A 15,211-nucleotide genomic window follows, 5' to 3' on the forward strand; every position below is an offset into this window, starting at 1 on the left:
ACCAACCCGACGACGGAGGACTAGATGGGCCAGCTGTCCGGACCGACCGACCCCACCGCCGATGCCCACTGGGAGCACAACCATCCGCGCAAGGGGTTCTTCACCGACACCTCGATCTGCATCGGCTGCAAGGCCTGCGAAGTTGCCTGCAAGGAGTGGAACCACAACCCGCAGGACGGAAACCTGGAACTGCTTGGGTCCTCCTACGACAACACCGGATCGCTGGGTGCCAGCACCTGGCGGCACGTCGCCTTTATTGAACAGGGCCAGGAACGCATTATCGAGGCGCGAGAGTCAGGCCGTGCCCTGGTCAGCCTGGGCATGCCGCGCATCGGGCCGCCGGCCCCGGCAACGGCTGTTACGGATCTTGCGGACGCTGATACTACCCCGCCGGACACCGCAGACTTCCGGTGGCTGATGTCCTCTGATGTCTGCAAGCACTGCACCCACGCCGGCTGCCTCGACGTCTGCCCCACCGGCGCGCTGTTCCGCACAGAGTTCGGCACCGTCGTGGTCCAGGATGACGTCTGCAACGGCTGCGGTACCTGCGTGGCCGGGTGCCCCTTCGGCGTGATCGAGCGCCGCAGCAACGGCACGGTCAAAGTCGCCAGCAGCAGGGAAGAACAGCACGCCAAGCATCCCGACGTCCCCAACGAGGGCATCGCCCAGAAGTGCACGCTGTGCTATGACCGGCTGCTTGACGACCAGACGCCGGCATGCGCCAAGGCATGCCCGACGACGTCCATCAAGTTCGGCGACCACGATGACATGGTGGAGACGGCCCGGGAGCGGGTGGCCACCCTGCATGCGCAGGGGATGACCGAAGCAAGGCTCTACGGGGCGAACGAAAACGACGGCGTCGGCGGAACCGGATCTGTCTTCCTGCTGCTGGACGAACCAGAAGTGTACGGGCTTCCGCCGGACCCCCGGGTGCCCACCGCAGACTTGCCGAAGATGTACCGCCGCGCCGGCATGGCCGTGGCAGGCATGGCTGCGGCCGCTGCGTTGGCCTTCCTGGGAGGACGGGCGTGACCCTCTCAGAGTTCGACAGCTTCCGGCCATCAGAACCTGCCCGACGCCGCCGGCAGGGCGGCAAGCGCGGCACCGGTCGACGCCGGGACAATGGTGACGGCTCACGGGAAATGCCCATGGTTCCGGAGCCTGAGTTCACCTCGTACTACGGGCGTCCCGTCGTGAAGCCGGCGCCTTGGGGCGATGACGTGGCCATATACCTGTTCCTGGGTGGCGTGGCAGGCGGGTCAGCCCTCCTCGGTCTTGGCGGGCAGCTGACCGGCCGGCCTATCCTTCGCCGCAACGCCCGGCTGGGCGCCTTGGCGGCAGTAAGCGCCGGTGCCGTTGCCCTGGTGAAGGACCTGGGCAGGCCGGAACGTTTCCTGCACATGCTGCGGACCTTCAAGGTGACCTCGCCGATGAGTGTGGGCTCGTGGATCCTTAGCGCCTTCAGCGCGGGCACGGCCGTGACCGCGGTGGCGGAAATCGACCGGATGACCGGCAGCCGGCTTCCGCTGGGTCCGTTGCGGAAGGTCCTGCATGCAGTGGAAGGTGCGGCCGGCGTCGAAGCGGCGGTTTTCGCCGGGCCACTGGCGGCGTACACGGCTGTCCTGCTGGGTGATACCGCCACCCCGACATGGAATGCTGCGCACGAGGAACTGCCATTCGTCTTCGTTAGTTCGGCCTGCCTCGCTTCTGCCGGCCTCGCCATGGTTACCACACCCATCCATGAGACAGGACCGGCCCGGAAACTTGCGGTGCTCGGCGTGCTGGGGGATGTCGCTGCCATGAAGGTGATGGAGCGCCGCATGGATCCGGTGGCCGCCGAGCCCCTGCACCAGGGTAAGGCGGGCTCCATGCTGAAGTGGAGCGAGCGGTTGGCGTTGGCCGGCGGACTCGGAACGCTGCTCGCGGGGCGCAACCGCGTGGTGGCGGCAGCTTCGGGATTGGCGCTGCTGGGCGCTTCGGCCCTGACCCGCTTCGGCGTGTTCGAAGCGGGCCTCGCCTCGGCCAGGGATCCGCGGTACACCATCGAACCGCAGAAGAACCGGCTCGCTGCCCGCCGTGCCGCAGGCGTGACCGGCGACGCGATCACCACCGCCGGTTGAGCGGGCAGCCGCGTCAGCGGACCTCGATGCCCCGCCCTGCAGTGGTGTGGCCGATCACCGGGTAGCCCGGCAACTCGCCGACCACCAGCAGCCCGCCTGAGGTCTGGGCATCGGCCAGCAGCAGCAGGTCGTTTTCGGTGACGCCGGCAGCGGAGCGCAGGTGCGGCCGCACCCAATCAAGGTTGCGCCGGGTTCCGCCGGAGACGAAACCGTCACGGAGTGCCTCCCGCGCGCCCTCGATCAGTGGTACAGCCTTCAGATCGATCACGGCGCCCACCTCCGAGGCGCGGACCATCTTGTAAAGGTGCCCCAGCAGGCCAAAACCCGTCACGTCAGTGGCGGCCCGGACGCCGGCAGCAACCGCGGCGTCGGCTGCGTCCCGGTTGAGGGCCGCCATCGTCTCCACCGCTTCAGCGAACACCTCCCCGGTCTGCTTGTGCCGGTTGTTGAGAAGTCCGACGCCGAGTGGCTTGGTGAGCGTGATCGGCAGCCCGGGCTGGGCGGCGTCGTTGCGGAGCAGGCGGTCGGGGTGGGCGACGCCCGTGACAGCCATGCCGTACTTCGGCTCCGGATCGTCGATGGAGTGCCCACCGAGCACCGGGCACCCCGCCTGGGACGCCACACTCAGCCCGCCGCGGAGGACTTCCGTCATCAATTCCATCGGCAGGACTCCGCGGGGCCAGCCGACGAGGTTGATCGCCGTGACCGGGCGGCCGCCCATCGCGTAGATGTCCGAGAGGGCATTGGCGGCCGCAATCCGGCCCCAGTCAAACGCGTCGTCAACCACGGGAGTGAAGAAGTCAGCGGTGGTGAGGACGGCCAGATCATCGCGGACCAGGACCGCCGCGGCGTCGTCGCCGCTGTCCAGGCCAACCAGCACCTCTGCGCCCGGTTGGCCGATCAGGCCGCGGACGGCGTCCTCGAGTTCGCCTGGCGGAATCTTGCAGGCGCAGCCTCCGCCGTGGGCATAGTCGGTGAGCCGGAGCAAGCCGGCGGCACCATCATCAAGTTGCTGTACTGACGTCTGAGCCTCATTCACCCGCCTAGCGTACCCCTCCAGTTAACCCTGCTATATTGAGGCGCGGTGGCGTCCGGGTCCTGGTGGGCCCCCCGGTCTTCAAAACCGGTGAGGCTGAGCATCTCGGCCTGGCGGGTTCGATTCCCGTCCGCCACCGCCAAACTACCGGCGTGAATGCCGTGAAAAGAGGAGGGCTGTGGTCCAGGTCGATCCCCGGCGGCTGATTCCCCGCACGAACGACCTGCTGGCGTTGCCCGCCGTCCGCGAGGCCCGGACACGGATGAATGAGCGCGTCGTCCGCGAACTCGTCCGAAAAATCCAGGGACAGGCCCGCCGCGGTGAGCTGCCTCCCAACCAGGTGCAACCTGCCCTGCTCGCAGCCGTCGCTTCACATAAAGCAACAACCCTCCGTCCGGTGCTGAACGCAACCGGCGTCATCGTGCACACGAACCTTGGCCGCGCCCCCCTTTCTGCAGCGGCGGTGGAAGCCCTTGTCGCTGCCAGCGGCTACGTTGACGTGGAACTGGACCTTGCAGACGGCGGCCGCTCCCGCCGCGGTGCCGGTGCCCGGGCCGCCCTCCTCGCTGCCTGTCCTGCCGCCGAGGACGCCTTGGTGGTCAACAACGGAGCTGCAGCGCTGGTGCTGGCCACCACAGCCCTGGCCGCCGGCCGGGAGGTGGTGGTGAGCCGCGGGGAACTCGTCGAGATCGGTGCAGGCTTCAGGCTGACCGACCTGATGGAGTCGACAGGCGCGGTGCTTCACGAGGTGGGTACCACCAACCGGACACACCTGCATGACTACGCGGGGGCCGTCGGACCGGACACGGGCTGCATCCTCAAGGTGCACCCGAGCAACTTCCGGGTGGACGGGTTCACGTCCGCGGTTCCGATTGCCGAACTGAGCCGGCTGACCGCGGCACACGGCGTTCCACTCGTGGCTGACCTGGGCAGTGGGCTGCTGGCGCCCGATCCGTACCTGCCGGACGAACCGGATGTCGCCTCCGCCCTGGCGGGCGGCGCCGACGTCGTCATCGCCAGCGGCGACAAACTGCTGGGCGGCCCCCAGGCCGGGTTGCTGCTGGGCCGCAAGGAAATCATTACCCGGCTGGCCCGCCACCCGCTCGCCCGTGCTGTCCGGGCGGACAAGCTTGCCCTGGCCGCCCTGGAAGCAACCGTCGCCGGCGGGCCGACGCCCGTCGTCGAGGCGCTGCACGCCGACGTCGAACAGTTGCGGCGCCGTACTGACAGGCTCGCCCACGCCTTGGGCGTCCCCGTCGTACCCCATGACGGCCGGGTGGGCGGCGGCGGCGCCCCCGGCGTTCCGCTGCCGGGATGGGCGCTGCGGCTCCCCGAGGGAATTGCAGGACGCTTGCGCACCGGCGACCCGGCCGTGTTGCCGCGCGTCCACGACGGCGCCTGCCTGATCGACTTGCGCTGTGTGCCGCCGGCCGAGGATGACCGGATCCTCGATGCCGTTCGGCAGGCACTGGCAACCCTCGACGTTGCGGACGCAGGCAGGGCGGGCTGACCGTGCACGTCGTTGCCACGGCCGGACATGTCGATTCCGGTAAAAGCACCCTGGTCCGCGCCCTTACCGGCATGGAGCCGGACCGATGGGAGGAAGAGCGGCGCCGCGGGCTGACCATTGACCTCGGCTACGCATGGACCACCTTGCCGTCCGGGCAGGACGTTGCCTTCGTCGACGTGCCCGGCCACGAACGCTTCCTCGGCAACATGCTTGCCGGAATCGGACCGGCTCCGGTGGTCTGCTTCGTCGTAGCCGCGGATGAGGGCTGGCAGGCCCAGTCAAGCGATCATCGGGATGCGGTAGCTGCGCTTGGCATTGAACACGGCGTGGTAGTCCTCAGCCGCGCGGACCGGGCATCCGGGCAGCGCGTCGCCGACGTGCTGTCGCGGGCCCGCACGGAGCTGGCAGGGACCGGGCTGCGGGATGCCCCAGCCATCGCTGTTTCGGCCATCAACGGGACCGGCCTGGCTGAGTTGCGTGCAGCGCTCGACGGCGTCCTGGCCCAGGTGCCTGCCCCCACCACAACGGGGCGGGTCCGGTTGTGGGTGGACCGGTCGTTCACGATCAACGGGTCCGGAACGGTGGTCACCGGAACACTGGCAGCGGGCACGCTCGCCCAGGGTGACCGGCTGGAACTGCTGGGCCATTCGGGGTCCCGGCCGGTGGCGGTCCGCGGCCTGCAAAGCCGCGACACCTCGTACCAGTCGGTGGAGCCGGTCAGCCGGGTGGCGTTGAACCTGCGCGACGTTGCCGCAACGGACATCAGGCGCGGGGACGCGCTGGTTACCCCTGGTGCATGGCCCACCACCGGCGTCGTAGGCATCCACCGCACCACCGGGGTGGCGTATACCGACGTGCCCGAGCAAATCATGGTGCATGTGGGCACGGCGTCCGTGCCGGCGCGGCTGCGTCCCTTCGGGGCCGACCATGCCCGGCTGGTCCTCGACAGGCACCTGCCCCTGGTTCTCGGGGACCGGCTGGTGCTGCGCGACCCTGGCAGCCGTTCGGTCCTGGGTGGGGCGCGCATTCTCGACGCGGACCCACCGGAGCTGCGGTGGCGCGGTGACGGCGCGCACTGGGCCGAACGGCTTGCAGGGATGGATCCCGCAGGGGACGTTCTGGGGGAAGTGGCAGCCCGCGGAGCGGTCCAAATGGATCATCTCCGCAAGCTTGGGCTGCTGCCCGGGCACGCTGTGGATTCCCCGCAGGGCGTGCGGGTTTTCGGTGACTGGTGGGTGCATGCCCCTGTCCTTGAGGCGTGGCAGCACCGGCTTCGGGGCGCGGTCGAGGCGCTGCAGGAGCGGGACCCCCTGGCCCCAGGCCTTTCCATGGGCGCGGCGCGGGACCTGCTCAGGTTGCCCGACGAGAGGTTGCTGTCCCACGTTATCCGCGGGGCGGAGCTGGAGCAGGACAGCGGCCACATCCGGGTGCCGGGCAGCCAGGGCAACCTTGGCCCCATTGAGCCGGCAATCGCCCGGTTGGAGCGCAGGCTCAAGACAGACGCGTTCCATGCCCCGGAAGCCGACGAGCTGGCGTCAATGGGCCTCGGCGCCCGGGAACTGGCCGCCGCCGAACGCACGGGACGGCTGCTGCGTCTGCGTGACGGGGTGGTGCTGCTGCCCACGGCACCCGCGCTTGCGATGCGCACCCTCGCCGGCCTGGCCCAGCCCTTCACCACCAGCCAGGCACGCCAGGCGCTGGACACAACACGCCGGATCGCGGTCCCGCTGCTGGAGCACCTTGATTCCCGCGGCTGGACCAAACGGATTGATGCCGGTCACCGTACAGTGGTTCGCTGACCGGGCCCCTCATGCAGCACGTTTGGAAGGACGGCTAGTCCGGGACGGCTGGCTGGACGCGGCGGAGGATGTCATCCACGACGCGCGCCAGCGGGGCAGTGGCGTCGATCGTGATGCCGCCGGGTGGAATCTCCTCCCGTGTTCGGTGCAGGTGCTCAATCAGCTCCCGTTCTGTTTGGCGTCCTCCCCATTCGTCCTCAGGGCGCTGATCCAGCCGCTGCTTCAAGGTTTCCAGGTCCACCTCAAGAACGAAGACACCATCGAAGAGATCGATGAACTTGGCGAGGTTCCGCGACCCGCCGCAGAAAAAGGTCACCGCTTCCCGCGGGTCCGCGGCCAACGCCCTGACCTGGTCCACCCTCCAGAGGTGGTGCCCGTGTACGGCGACTCCGGTGATGCCGCCTACCGGTTCTCCGGTTTCCGGATCACCTTGATAGGCGAGTTCGCGGTCGCCGTTGATGGCGTGGTAGCCACGGCGGCGCAATTCATTGCAGACTGCCGTCTTGCCGGTGCCCGAGCCGCCTTCGATGAGGTAGTTCTTCCTGCCCATGCCTGATGGTACCGATGCGCGGCCAGGGGAGTTCTCCCCGTGTCCCTTGCGGGCAATTGCGAAGGGTGCTGCCTAAGCTGTGGTCATGACGACGCCACCACATGTTTGCGTGACACCGATGAAATCCCTGTTGTACTGGCGAAAAAGCATGATCAATGGAGCCAAGACAGTGCCCGTGGTGGTCAGCATGGATTCCTCAGGGATGTTTCGCATGGTGGATGCTGCCGGCATGAGTGTGCTCTCCCTGCCTGTGAAGCAGGCATCATTCCGATTCACCAGCATGGGAACAATGGCAGTCACAGCCCAGGGCCGGAAATTTGACCTGCTGGGCGTCGGGGCGTCAATGTCGCCGGACCCGTCGCCGGAGCAGAAGGCGGAGATGAAGGTGGCCTCCGACGACTTCAAGGACCGCACAGCCCTCAACCGTGCCGGTTCCGCGGGCGCTGCCATGAGCGGCGCAGGGGGAGTGGGCGGCGTGGCCGGCATTGCCGGGAGTGCCTTGATGATGTTCTCCTACTACGAGGGGCTGGAAACCATCAAGGCCTGGCAGGCGGTCCTTTCCCAAACAGGGGCACCCGTCCGGACGAGCGCAATGAAGGCCGGCCTTTACATGATGCTGGGGCTCGTAGCAGCCATCATCATAGGCATCGTTGTTGCCATCAACGTTCTCTAGGGTGGGTCTTATGCGTGCAATCGTCATGGACCGCATCGCCGGCCCGCTGGCTGTCCAACAGGTAGCCGTACCTGAGGTGCCGGCAGGCGGTGTCCTGGTCACCGTCGCCGCCACCGGCCTCTGCCGCAGCGACTGGCACGCCTGGGCCGGCCACGACGACATAGCGTTGCCGCATGTTCCGGGCCATGAGTTCGCCGGCGTCGTTGCCGCCGTGGGCGCAGGGGTGACCAGGTGGGCGGTCGGCGACAGAGTGACGGCCCCCTTCGTCGAGGGCTGCGGGGCCTGTGAGTGGTGCCGCGGGGGGAACGCGCAGGTCTGTCCCGCACAGCAGCAACCCGGCTTCACCCATTGGGGCTCCTTCGCCGAGCAAGTAGTCATTCACGGTGCGGACACTAACCTTGTCGCCGTCCCGGCAGGAGTCAGTTTCGAGGCAGCGGCAAGCCTGGGGTGCCGTTTTGCCACGGCGTACCGCGCGCTTACCGGCAGGGCACGCCTCGCCGACGGCGAATGGGTCACCATCGTGGGGGCCGGCGGCGTAGGGCTCAGCGCGGTCATGATTGCGAAGGCACTCGGCGGCAAGGTGGTGGTTGTGGACCGCAATCCGGGGGCACTCAAGGTGGCCGCTACTCTTGGCGCCGACCACGTCCTGGTCGCCGACAGTTCGGACATCCCGTCCCAAGTGCACGCCCTAACCGGTGGAAGCCATGTCTCCATTGATGCCGTGGGTAGTGAGCAAACCTGCGCTGACGCGCTCCTTAGCCTGCGGCGCCGCGGCCGGCACGTCCAGATCGGACTCCTCCCGCCAGTGGAGGGGCATCCCCGGGTGCCCATGGCCCGAGTCATTGCGTGGGAACTGGATGTCTTCGGCAGCCACGGCATGGCAGCGGTGGATTACCCCGGAATGCTCGCCCTGATCGCATCGGGAGCACTGGAACCACAGAAACTCATCGAGCGCATTATCGGGTTGGAGGAGGCCGCTGCCATGCTGCCCCGCTTCGATACTGCGAACGTCGCCGGCATGACAATGATCGATCCCACGCGGTGACGCATTCGGTTCCCGGATTGAGTGGTTTGATTAGTCAGTGCTCCGTGTAAGACGCTTTGTAGTTTTCAGCCTGTTTGTGGCCTGCGCCAGCGCGGTTTTCTCGTTTTGGGTGATGGGACAGGCCGGGGCGGACGCCAGGGTGGCACTTTCGCCGCCGCCGCGGGCGCTGGTGACTCTTGAAACCGGGACGGGCGGGATGACCACTGCCGTGGACGTCACACACAGTCCCGACGCCGAATGGCTTCGCGCGGCTTCCGCCGAAACTGGAATCCCTGCCCGTGCCCTGCGCGCTTATGTTGCTGCGGCCGTGACGGCAAATGGTTCCATGCCGCAATGCAGAATCGGCTGGAATACCCTGGCCGCCGTCGGCTTCGTCGAATCAGGCCACGGAACCTATGGTGGGGGCAGCCTGGACGCCTTGGGCCAGGCCAGCGGGCCCATCGTGGGCCCAAGCCTCAATGGGTCAGGTTTCGCCGCTATCCCCGACACCGACGCCGGTGCCCTGGATGGCGACGCCAACTGGGACCACGCGGTGGGGCCCATGCAATTCATTCCTTCCACCTGGCGTCTGGCAGGGAGGGACGGGAACGGGGACGGAACAGCAGACCCCTTCAATATCGACGATGCCGCCCTCAGCGCCGCCACCTACTTGTGTGACCGCGGCCGCGACCTCACGACAGCGCAGGGGTGGACGGATGCCATCTACGCCTACAACCAGTCCGACGCCTATATCCGCAAGGTACGTGCCCAAGCCACTGCCTACGCCACGAAAACGGGTACCCCCGACTAAGCCACGACTGGCAGTCGGGGGTTTTTCCGGGCGCTTGCCTGGGCGGCGGTCAGGCGGGGTGCCAGGTAATGGGAAGTGCTTTCAAGCCGTAGACGATGGTGCTTTCCATGCGCTTCAGTCGGGCTCCGGGAGGCACGGACAGCCCGGGCAGGCGGGCCAGCAGGGCCTCCAGTGCGATTTTCGCCTCGAGCCGGGCCAGCGGCGCGCCGAGGCAAAAGTGGATGCCGTGGCCGAACGCCAGATGCCGGTTCGGGTTGCGGTCGACGTCGAACTCCGCCGCGTGTTCAAACTGCCGCTCGTCGCGGTTGGCCGAGCCGATCCAGGCCACGATCGGTGCCCCGGCCGGGATGCGTACGCTGCCCACATCGGTGTCCGCTACGCTCACCCGGTACATCGACTGGACAGGGGAGCGAAAGCGCAGCACCTCTTCGAGGGTCTGGGGCAACAAGGCCGGTTCGTTCAGTAGGCGCTCAAGGGTGCCGGGCGATTCGGCCAGGCATAAAACGGCGTTGCCGATCAGGTTGGTGGTGGTCTCGTTGCCGGCGACCAGCAGCAGGGCGCAGAAACCCAGCAGTTCGGGCACCGAAAGTTTTTGGCCTTCGATCTCGGCAGACAGCAGCCTGCTGATCAGGTCCTCACCCGGATGCCTCCTGCGCTGGTCGATCAGGGCCAGGAAGTATTCGACCATTTCCGATGTGGTGGAGTCCTGGCGGTCGGTGCCCGGCCCGGTCCGTGTTTGGCTGACAATCGTGTCCGACCAGTGCTTGAAGCGCTCACGGTCCTGCCCCGGAATGCCCATCAGTTCGGAGATCACAATAACCGGCAACGGGTAGGCCAAGTCCTGGATCAGGTCCGCGCTGCCGCCGCGCCCCACGAGTCCCTCCAGCAGTTCGTCCGTGAGTGCGGAGATGCGGGGAGCCAAGGCATCGACTGCTTTCGGCGTGAAAGCCTGGGTCACCAGGGAACGCAGCTGCCGATGCCGCGGGGGATCGGCTGTGATCAGGCTTGATGCGAACAACTGGCCGGAACCCGATGGAGCGTCGCCGCCCATGCGTGAGGAGAACGTAGCGTGCTCGGACAGCACCCGCTGAACGTCATCGTACCGGAACACGTGCCAGCTCCCTGATGGTTCGTCGTGGAAAACGGGGGCGGCTGCGCGCATGTGTTCATAGTGGGAAAAGGGATCCAGCGGGTATTGCGTGGACTCAGCGGTGTCCATGGTGGCCTCTCTGCTCGGCGGCCCCCTGTGCCTCACGCTGCTGGCGGGAACGCAGAGTGCCAAGCACCCAATTGAATAACCGTAGAACCTCGATCTTAATCAAAGCCTGCCCCTGGGTCGTTACTCCCGGCGTCGTACGTTCTTGCCCTTTGCTTTGTCATCCCTGGCCCCCCGCACTCCAGCCAAGCCGGACCGGCGCTCATGCCGCGCGGCGAACCAAACAGCCGCCACCATCAGGCCCAGTACGTCCGCGAAACCCAGGATCGCCTCCCACGGCATCCGGATCGAACCTCCGCGCAGGTTGCTGTAAAAGGAACCGAGGGGGACCAGCAGGGGCCAGAGGACGATCAGGTTCCGGGCGACGCTGAACGCAACCGCGTAGACCACACCGAGGCCGAAAAGAAAGAGCATCTCGGACCCTGTCATGCCATAGCCGACGTGGTAGGCCGCGTACAGTGCGGCGGCGCCGGCCACTCCCGCGATCGGGCCGAAGCTGGCTTCCAGGCGCGCCTGGATGAAGCCCCGGAAGAAGACTGCTTCGAAGAAACCCACGGTGATGGCAAGGGCTGCCAGAGGCACCCAGTCGACGGGGCGCGGAAGCGGGTACCCCCAAAGCGTGATGACGAACTGCACGGCTGCGAGGGCGAGTCCCAGGGCGAATGCCTGGCCCAGGTTTTTGCGGCTGATCCCTAGCGCGTCCAGGGACCTCCTCCGGATCCAGGTGTTGTACCCGATGGGGCCGAGGACACCGAGGAGCATGCCGGCCGCGAATGACAGGAACAGCCCCAGCGTATTTCCCTGGGTGAACACCCTGAAGGCCAGCCAAAAGAGGGCCACGACGCCCAGGTACAGTGCGGCAACGGCACCGATGTCAGGCCAGTCCGGATGTCCGGCCCAGCGGGGCCGGGACGTGGGCAAAACGAGTGCGAAAACCAGCGCGGCAACTGGAACGCCAACCCCGTACACCGCGGGGTTCCCCAAGGACAGCAGCAGTATCGCGCCGACGAGGAACACCGGCCAGGCAAACCGCGGCAGAACATGGGCCCTTCCACTCAGGTTTGTTCCCGACATGACACCCCACTCCATGCGCCGGCGGACTGCATGTATCAAGTCTTTCCCGAGGCAAACCCCGGCTATAGGGGCGAAGGGCCCAACCGGGCTTGAACAGTGCCCCGCGGACCGTGCCAAGCTGCGGCGGGCCTCAGCGGGCAACCCCGGCGGCGCGGTAAATTGCGTCAATGATTTTCATGTTGGCCAGGCAGTCGGACCCCTCCGTGGGCAGTTCGCTGCCCGTTTGAAGAGCAGTGACGACAGCTTCGAGTTGGTGGTCATACGTCTCGAGCCCCCTTACAGTCCAGGTGCGGTCCAGCCCCTCGGTGGTAAGGGTGATGGAATGGCCCCGGGAGGGGAAGACCATGTTGTTGACCTGCAGCCGTCCTCCGGTACCGGTTACCTCAAGTGAAGAGTTCAGGTGCTGTGCCTGTTCGACCATTGCCGAGGTGACGAGCGCTTGTGCTCCCGAGGGGAACTGCAGGTCGGCGCTGACGCTGAGGTCCGCGCCGAGAGGATTAACTGTCGCCCTCGCCCCAAGCACCGTTGGTTCCTCGCCCATAAGCGCACGCACCCAGTGGACGGGGTAGCAGCCCAGGTCCATCAGCGACCCACCCCCCAACTGCGGATCGTGCCGCAGCGAGGCCGGATCAAACGGATTGGAGGCGGAAAAGTCCGCGCGCAACATCGTGATCTCGCCGAGCGCGCCTGAAGCCTTGACGGCATCGACTTCAGCGCTCAACGGGTGGTAACGGTCGTGGAAGGCCTCAATGAGCCGGTAGCCTGTCGAGCGCGCAGCTTCAATCATTTGGCCGGCCTCTTCAGCGTTCATTGCGAACGGTTTCTCGCAAAGTACGTGCTTGCCGGCCTCCAGGGCCGCAATAGACCACTCGGCGTGCCCGGAGGGCGGAAGTGCGTTATAGACCAGGTCTATCTCGGAGTCGGCCAGCATTTCGGAGTAGTCCCCGTAGAAGCGGTCGATTCCGTGGCTATCGGCGAACTGCCGGACACTCTCCTTCCGGCGGGACGCCACGGCCACGACTTGGACGTCGGAGCGGCGGACGGCCGGCCGGATGACTGCAGCGGGCGCAATTCCTGCTGCACCCAGGATTCCTATTCGTAGCACTGTGTTTTCTCCTTGCTATGCCGCCGTCGTTGACCGGAAGGCCGGCGATGTCTACCTGTGCATCACCGGCCTCCCGGCAAAGCTCCGTCAGCTGCCGGACTTAGCCCCGGCCCGCTCCTTGGCCGCTCCTGTGAGGTGCGCCCGCTGCAAGCTGCAAGTCCTGCTGAAGGGCGTAATACTGCGGCTTCGGCTGGAGGTTCTCGTCATAGATGCTCGCTGCGCCTTCGCCCTGGAAGACTCCGGGCACCCACGAGTAGGCGTCACCGAAGCCCCATATGGTGTAGGAGATGCATTCCTTCACTGCCATGCAGGCCTGGAGCGTCTGCGAGTATGCGGCCACTTGTGCCGACTGTTCGACGGGTGTGACCGGCAGGGTGGTCCGCACGTCGACTTCTGTCTCTGCCACGTCCAGGCCAAGGTCAGCGAATCTCTGCAGGTTGTTCTTCAGGTCAGGCAGCGGGTATTGCGTGTCCAGGTGGGTCTGGAACCCCACCCCGTCGATGGGAACGCCCTGCGCTTTCAGGTCCTTGACGAGCGCATAGGCGGCGTTGCTCTTCGGCCCGGTGGATTCGATGTTGTAGTCGTTGTAAAAGAGCTTGGCCTGTGGATCTGCCTCGTGCGCCCAACGGAAGGCATCTGCGATATAGCCCGGCCCCAGCTTCTGCAGCCAGATGCTGTTGCGCAGGGTGCCGTCTTCATTGAACGCCTCGTTGACGACATCCCACTGCCAGATTTTGCCCTTGAAGTGCGTGACTTGATCAGTGACATGCTTGTGCAGGACCTGCCTCAGCTGGTCCGCACTCATCCCTGGGGCGGCAGCCGTAAGCCAGCTGGGGAGCTGGCTGTGCCAAACCAGGGTGTGACCGCGCACCAACTGGTGGTTCGCCTCAGCAAATGCCACGAGCCGATCAGCGGCAGCCCAGTCATAGTTGCCTTGGGTCGGTTCAACCACTTCCCATTTCATGACGTTCTCCGGTGTGACCGTGGAAAACTGGGCGGCGGTGATATCGGTGTAGGCCGGATTGCTTCCGAGTTGGTCACTGTTGACCGCAGTGCCGATGCGCAATCCGATATTGGCGCCAAGTGCGCGGAGAGAATCGCGCTGCTGCGACGGTCCGCCGGCTTCCAGTGGTCCTGATGCAGCCATGGCAGCGGCTGGAGTGGCGAGCAGGGCGCACAAGCCGAGCGCACCGATGAAAAGGGAACGTTGAAAAGGCACGTAGTACTCCTTCGGTTTCTGGTTTGACTTCATCTTTCAGAGGCGGAGATCTTGTCGCCGTGAGAGGGCGCCGCGAGCCGTGGTGCCAGGAACTGGCGTACCAATTGGTCGTCGTCCGGCCCGCCGGCTTCATGTCCGTTAAAGGGCCAGACTTTAATTTCCTTCTCGCCGCTGTATGCGTTGTAGGCGGCGAAGACCGTCGACGGAGGGGTAATCGGGTCCATGAGTGCTACGGAAAAGTAGGCGGGGTGCCTTGACCGTTCAGCGAAGTTGACACCGTCGAAATAGCTGAGGGTGTCGGCTACGGCTTCAGTGTTGTCACGGTGGGTGGAAAGATAGTCCGCGATCTCCCGGAAGGGATACGCGTCCGTGATGACTGTTGCCCTTGGGAAGTCGCAGAGAAAGGGGACAGTCACGGCCACTGCCGAGATGTCCGGCACCAGCGCGCCCACCGCAAGCGCAATCGCCCCTCCCTGGCTTCCCCCGGTCACAGCGATCCGGCCAGGATCGATCCAGGGGAGGGTGCGGACCGCATCGACTGCCCGGACGCCGTCAGCGATGAGGCGGCGGTAGTAGTAGGTTTCCTTGCTGGTGATTCCTTTTGTCATGACGCCCGGAACCTGCGGGCCCGAGGGGCCCGGATCGGGGGTGTCGCCGACCGACCAGCCGGATCCCTGCCCCCTGGTGTCCATCTGCAGGTGGGCGAAGCCGGCGGAGGCCCAGAAAAGGTTCTCCCAGGGACGTCCCCGGCCTCCGCCGTAACCTACGTACTGGACTACCGCGGGCAGTGGTCCGTTTGGATTCTTCGGGGCCCGCAGCCAGGCCTTGATGGGATCCCCTCCGAAGCCGGGGAAGGTCACGTCGTAGACATCAACTGTCTTCAGGCCTGGATGCACCGGTTCGACCACCACTTCGCCGCCGGCCTGGCGGGTTTCCTGCAGGGTCTGCTCCCAGAATGCGTCAAAGTCCTCGTTGCAGAGTTGGGAGCTCTTGTAGGTTCGGAGTTCCGTTTCGGGCATGTCGTTGTACATATGCAGAACTTTCTCGGGTGGAACTGGGGGCTTCCTGTCGGGC

At 66.1% G+C, this 15,211-nt stretch carries 15 protein-coding genes and 1 tRNA gene; 8 read left to right on the forward strand and 8 right to left on the reverse strand.

The window, feature by feature from the left end; translation table 11 throughout:
• Positions 1-24 precede the first annotated feature (24 nt).
• Positions 25-1,032, forward strand: a complete 1,008-nt coding sequence (locus LFT46_RS09445) for a 4Fe-4S dicluster domain-containing protein (RefSeq protein ID WP_236802504.1) — start codon at positions 25-27, stop codon at positions 1,030-1,032.
• On the forward strand, positions 1,029-2,120 hold the full coding sequence (gene nrfD, locus LFT46_RS09450) for an NrfD/PsrC family molybdoenzyme membrane anchor subunit (protein WP_236802506.1): 1,092 nt from the start codon (positions 1,029-1,031) through the stop codon (positions 2,118-2,120). Before LFT46_RS09445 ends, nrfD begins: the two co-directional genes overlap by 4 nt.
• A gap of 13 nt (positions 2,121-2,133) precedes the next feature.
• On the opposite strand, the gene selD is transcribed toward nrfD, so the two are convergent.
• Complete coding sequence (selD, locus tag LFT46_RS09455) at positions 2,134-3,159, reverse strand: selenide, water dikinase SelD (protein WP_236802508.1); 1,026 nt, start codon at positions 3,157-3,159, stop codon at positions 2,134-2,136.
• A 44-nt stretch (positions 3,160-3,203) separates the two neighbouring features.
• Between selD and LFT46_RS09460 the strand changes: the two genes are divergently transcribed.
• The 3 genes from LFT46_RS09460 to selB all read left to right on the forward strand — a co-directional run bounded on the left by LFT46_RS09460 (position 3,204) and on the right by selB (position 6,465).
• Positions 3,204-3,298, forward strand: a tRNA-Sec gene (locus tag LFT46_RS09460).
• Between the two features lie 36 nt (positions 3,299-3,334).
• Positions 3,335-4,666, forward strand: a complete 1,332-nt coding sequence (selA, locus tag LFT46_RS09465) for an L-seryl-tRNA(Sec) selenium transferase (RefSeq protein WP_236802510.1) — start codon at positions 3,335-3,337, stop codon at positions 4,664-4,666.
• Positions 4,667-4,668: 2 nt separating this feature from the next.
• Positions 4,669-6,465, forward strand: a complete 1,797-nt coding sequence (selB, locus tag LFT46_RS09470; protein WP_236802512.1) for a selenocysteine-specific translation elongation factor — start codon at positions 4,669-4,671, stop codon at positions 6,463-6,465.
• A 34-nt stretch (positions 6,466-6,499) separates the two neighbouring features.
• Here the strand turns inward: selB and LFT46_RS09475 are convergent, their stop codons facing one another.
• Positions 6,500-7,015 (reverse strand): nucleoside kinase, encoded by a 516-nt coding sequence (locus LFT46_RS09475; RefSeq protein ID WP_236802513.1) that lies wholly within the window; start codon positions 7,013-7,015, stop codon positions 6,500-6,502.
• A 72-nt stretch (positions 7,016-7,087) separates the two neighbouring features.
• Positions 7,088-7,246 carry a hypothetical protein gene (locus tag LFT46_RS09480; RefSeq protein WP_236802515.1) on the reverse strand — a complete coding sequence of 53 codons (159 nt, stop codon included), beginning with the start codon at positions 7,244-7,246 and terminating at the stop codon, positions 7,088-7,090.
• A gap of 58 nt (positions 7,247-7,304) precedes the next feature.
• On the opposite strand from LFT46_RS09480, the gene LFT46_RS09485 reads away from it, so the two are divergent.
• From LFT46_RS09485 to LFT46_RS09495, 3 genes are read left to right on the forward strand one after another with little or no spacing between them, the layout of a single operon-like run.
• Positions 7,305-7,688, forward strand: coding sequence for a hypothetical protein (locus tag LFT46_RS09485; RefSeq protein WP_236802517.1), 384 nt, complete (start codon positions 7,305-7,307; stop codon positions 7,686-7,688).
• A 10-nt stretch (positions 7,689-7,698) separates the two neighbouring features.
• The gene (locus LFT46_RS09490; RefSeq protein WP_236802518.1) at positions 7,699-8,733 is read left to right on the forward strand and encodes a zinc-binding dehydrogenase; all 1,035 of its coding nucleotides are present in this window, start codon (positions 7,699-7,701) and stop codon (positions 8,731-8,733) included.
• A 37-nt stretch (positions 8,734-8,770) separates the two neighbouring features.
• A complete protein-coding gene (locus tag LFT46_RS09495) occupies positions 8,771-9,523 on the forward strand; it encodes a lytic transglycosylase domain-containing protein (protein WP_236821912.1) in 753 nt (250 codons plus the stop codon).
• 49 nt (positions 9,524-9,572) lie between these two features.
• Here LFT46_RS09495 and LFT46_RS09500 read toward each other — a convergent pair whose 3' ends face one another.
• The 5 genes from LFT46_RS09500 to LFT46_RS09520 form a co-directional block, all read right to left on the reverse strand.
• Positions 9,573-10,742, reverse strand: coding sequence for a cytochrome P450 (locus LFT46_RS09500; protein WP_236802520.1), 1,170 nt, complete (start codon positions 10,740-10,742; stop codon positions 9,573-9,575).
• A gap of 120 nt (positions 10,743-10,862) precedes the next feature.
• On the reverse strand, positions 10,863-11,813 hold the full coding sequence (locus LFT46_RS09505; RefSeq protein WP_236802521.1) for a CPBP family intramembrane glutamic endopeptidase: 951 nt from the start codon (positions 11,811-11,813) through the stop codon (positions 10,863-10,865).
• A 130-nt stretch (positions 11,814-11,943) separates the two neighbouring features.
• The gene (locus LFT46_RS09510; protein WP_236802522.1) at positions 11,944-12,918 is read right to left on the reverse strand and encodes a Gfo/Idh/MocA family protein; all 975 of its coding nucleotides are present in this window, start codon (positions 12,916-12,918) and stop codon (positions 11,944-11,946) included.
• Between the two features lie 100 nt (positions 12,919-13,018).
• A complete protein-coding gene (locus LFT46_RS09515) occupies positions 13,019-14,137 on the reverse strand; it encodes an endo-1,4-beta-xylanase (protein WP_236802523.1) in 1,119 nt (372 codons plus the stop codon).
• Positions 14,138-14,166: 29 nt separating this feature from the next.
• Complete coding sequence (locus LFT46_RS09520) at positions 14,167-15,168, reverse strand: acetylxylan esterase (protein ID WP_236821913.1); 1,002 nt, start codon at positions 15,166-15,168, stop codon at positions 14,167-14,169.
• Between the last annotated feature and the right edge of the window lie 43 nt (positions 15,169-15,211).

This window comes from Arthrobacter sp. FW306-07-I (assembly GCF_021800405.1).
In the GTDB taxonomy this organism is placed as follows: domain Bacteria; phylum Actinomycetota; class Actinomycetes; order Actinomycetales; family Micrococcaceae; genus Arthrobacter.